Origin of the sequence: Treponema sp. (assembly GCF_045657965.1) — a bacterium.
Classification (GTDB): Bacteria; Spirochaetota; Spirochaetia; order Treponematales; family Treponemataceae; genus Treponema_D.
Map to the genome: position 1 here is coordinate 1 of NZ_JAZOUG010000087.1, position 3,144 is coordinate 3,144.

Annotated in this window: 3 protein-coding genes, 1 tRNA gene and 1 pseudogene; 1 reads left to right on the forward strand and 4 read right to left on the reverse strand. The window is 35.4% G+C overall.

Going from position 1 to position 3,144, the window contains the following annotated elements; all coding sequences use genetic code 11:
• A pseudogene (locus ACKI5B_RS03360) lies at window positions 1–281 on the forward strand (transcription termination factor Rho); the annotation flags it as partial.
• A gap of 83 nt (window positions 282–364) precedes the next feature.
• Here ACKI5B_RS03360 and ACKI5B_RS03365 read toward each other — a convergent pair.
• The 4 genes from ACKI5B_RS03365 to ACKI5B_RS03380 form a co-directional block, all read right to left on the reverse strand.
• Window positions 365–448, reverse strand: a tRNA-Leu gene (locus ACKI5B_RS03365).
• 54 nt (window positions 449–502) lie between these two features.
• Window positions 503–901: a zinc ribbon domain-containing protein gene (locus ACKI5B_RS03370; protein WP_407425831.1), complete on the reverse strand. Its 399-nt coding sequence runs from the start codon at window positions 899–901 to the stop codon at window positions 503–505.
• Window positions 901–2,202: a hypothetical protein gene (locus ACKI5B_RS03375; RefSeq protein ID WP_407425833.1), complete on the reverse strand. Its 1,302-nt coding sequence runs from the start codon at window positions 2,200–2,202 to the stop codon at window positions 901–903. Before ACKI5B_RS03375 ends, ACKI5B_RS03370 begins: the two co-directional genes overlap by 1 nt.
• Before the next feature lie 14 nt (window positions 2,203–2,216).
• Window positions 2,217–3,144: hypothetical protein (locus ACKI5B_RS03380; RefSeq protein ID WP_407425835.1), on the reverse strand; the 928-nt coding region annotated here is incomplete at its 5' end.

Consider the following 3,144-nt stretch of genomic DNA (forward strand, 5'->3'; position numbering starts at 1 on the left):
TTTTTGAAGAATTTAAGGGAACGGGTAACTCAGAAATCGACCTTGACCGAAAACTTGCAGAACGAAGGCTTTTCCCGGCAATCAATATCAAAAAATCCGGTACTCGAAAAGAAGAGCTTTTGCTTGACGAAGCTACTCTGCAGAAACTTTGGGTTTTGCGTAAAGTAATCAACCCAATGGAAGATGCTGAAATTACTGAGCTTATTCTGGATCAAATGAAAAAAAGCCGGAATAACGAGGCTTTCCTTACCAATATGAATACAGGAAGTGCTGCTCTTTAGGTAATTATAATCTCTGGAATATGATTTCCGGGGATTTTTTTTGCTTGTTACACAAAAAAAAAGCTTCCAAAAAGGAAGCGTTTTGCCCGAAAGGGGACTTGAACCCCTATGTCCTTGCGAACACTAGGACCTGAACCTAGCGCGTCTGCCAATTCCGCCATCCGGGCTTTTCAAAAATTGCTCTAGTAGTTTATAGATTTAATTGATATTTGTCAATTGCTTTACATACCCAGATACCTGGCGGTGCAGAAAACAAACATAATTAAAATTAAAAAAAGTGCAAAATATGACCATACCGGTAGATGACCGTCTGAGATTCTTTTTTTTGCAAATGTGTTAGAATTTCTTGAATCTATTGCGTTGAGAAGTTCTTTTTTTGATTTTCTTGAAGCATGAGATTCTTTTTGTTTTGGTGAATTAATTTTTTTTCCTTTTCCAACTGCATATCCGCATTTTGGGCATCCGTTAGAAAATTTCCCAGGTGTTCCAGTTTCACCGCAGACAGGACATCTGACTGATGAAAAGAATTTTCCACAGTGTTTGCAGACTTTTGCATCCTGAGGAACTTCAGCACCACAGTTTTCACAGAAAAATTTTGCTGATTGTTGTTTACTGCTCATTAATTAAACTTCTTGATTGTAAGATAAAGTTTGCTGGAATCGTTTGACATTACTTCTGCTGACACGTTTTCTATCTTTTCATTATGTTTAAGAGATGCAATCGAAATTTTCGTTCCGGCATCAAGATTCATAATAAAAGAAGGAATATCTGGAGTAAATTCGAGTGTCATACCGTTATAATTACGTGCGGTTCCTGAAACCATAGCTAGTGTTATTGGATTTGTAAAAACAAATGAAACAGCGCTTTCAGCAAGTGTATCGATATTTAATTCTTCAGCTTTTGCTTTTGCATCAGCTTTATTTGCATTCATTATTTCTGCCAGTTTTTCATCAAGGCTCTGTTCATCAGACATTTCTTTTTCTCCATCAGTTTCATTTAATTCAGTTTCATTTTCATTTTCAGAAAACTCGGCTGCTTCAGTTTCCCCTTTGTTAAAATCTGGTTCATTTTCTAAAGCGTCACTTTCGTTTTCATCAGTTTCATTTTCAAACATTTCTTTTAATTCTTCACTGCCAGGAAGGGTAGTTGATTCTTCAGGTATGGAAGTTTTTAGAATGTTTGATACAGTCGGAACTTCTTCATCAGATTCTAATAAATCTGATTCGAGAGAATCTTCGTGTTTTTCAGTTTCTTCAGCAGCTTCGAGAGATTCTTTGGTGTTTTCAGTTTCTTCAGCTGATTCAAGAGAATTTTCGAAGTTTTCAGTTTCTTCAGTTAATTCAAGAGATTCTTCGGTGATTTGAGTTTCTTCAGCTGTTTCAAGGGGGAGGTCATCTGTGTTTTCAGTTTCGTCAGCTTTTTCAGATAACTCTTCTTCAGTTTTTATTTCTTCATCTGATTCAACAGATGTAACGATGTATTTTTTTGCGTTTGGAACTAAATCTTCAACAGTGATTTCTTCCTGTTCTTCATCTGTCAGATAACCTGAAAAAATGTCATCTGTTTTTGATAGAATTTCACGAAGTTTATCTAAGCCTTCAACTTCAATAGAATCAAAACATCCCCGAACTTTTAATGCTTCTGCTTTTTTTTGTTCTTCTTCATTAAAATTTTCATCAACATAAAGAATGACCTGTGGACTATAATTTCCGAAGCTGTTAGTAGCATATTGAGCCAGTGTTTTCCAGTGACGAGGATAATTTCTTGTACTTATGACGATTAAGTGCGGGCAGATTTCTTCAATATTGTCTAATGCTTTTAGTAGCCATTTATAAACAATTGGATCATATCCGGCTGATTTAAGAACTTGAGAAATATTATTAATCGCTTTTTCATCATCTGCTACGACTAATGCTTTCATGGTTTACTCCATTTTTATTCTGTTCCAAGATTAGTGACTGAATAGTCATAAATCTGCCAAATTCCGTCCCGCTGCCTTACTTTGTAGATATATCTTTTCTTTTCACTGAAATTAGGATATTTGAACCATTCAAGAACTGAAACTGTTCCATCAGTCTGTGAATAAGATGTGTTTTCAATAAAAAATCGTTCGGGAACGCTTACAATATCATAATCAATTCTGTTTTGCATTAAATCAGCTTTATAAGACTGTAACATTCTGTTTCGTTCATTTGCACCAGCATTTTTATATTTCCGGTTAACTTCACTGTTTCGAATCATCATCTGTTCAATGTCCATGTAAAGGAAATACTGATCCCAAAGTGACTTCTGACGTGCAATAATTGTCTGTTCAACAACTTTATCAGGTGAAATTGCTTCAGGTTTAAGAAGTGCAGTTGTTTTATTTTCGACAGGAAGAATGCTTGAAGATGAAGCAGATGGTGCCGGGCGGATATCAAGACTTAAACGGTTTGATGCAATTTCAATGAGCTTTGATTTGTACAATTCCGGATAAAAACGCATTTCCAGGTAATAAATTGAAGGTTCATCAATTTGAATGTAATCTTTTACGTTTTCTACAAACGAATAAGTTTCACCGGGTTCGATTGCAAGTTCACGAAAATAAACTGTCTGATTTGTTGAACGTTTAATTGTTAAATCTTTAGTTACTGGAAGAGTTGTATTTTTTATTGTGTATGCGTAAAAATCAAGAGAGAACATGCGGTCATCAGCAAGTTTAAAGCGCAGTGTATCTGTCCCCCTGTTTGTAATTGCAATATCTACATAAACAGGATTATCTTCCTTACTTCCGGGATAATACATTGTTCTGTCATAGAATCGGATTGAGACCTGTGCTTTTGAATAGTCTGCTGTTTTTTCTTCTGAAAATGCTAACTGTGCA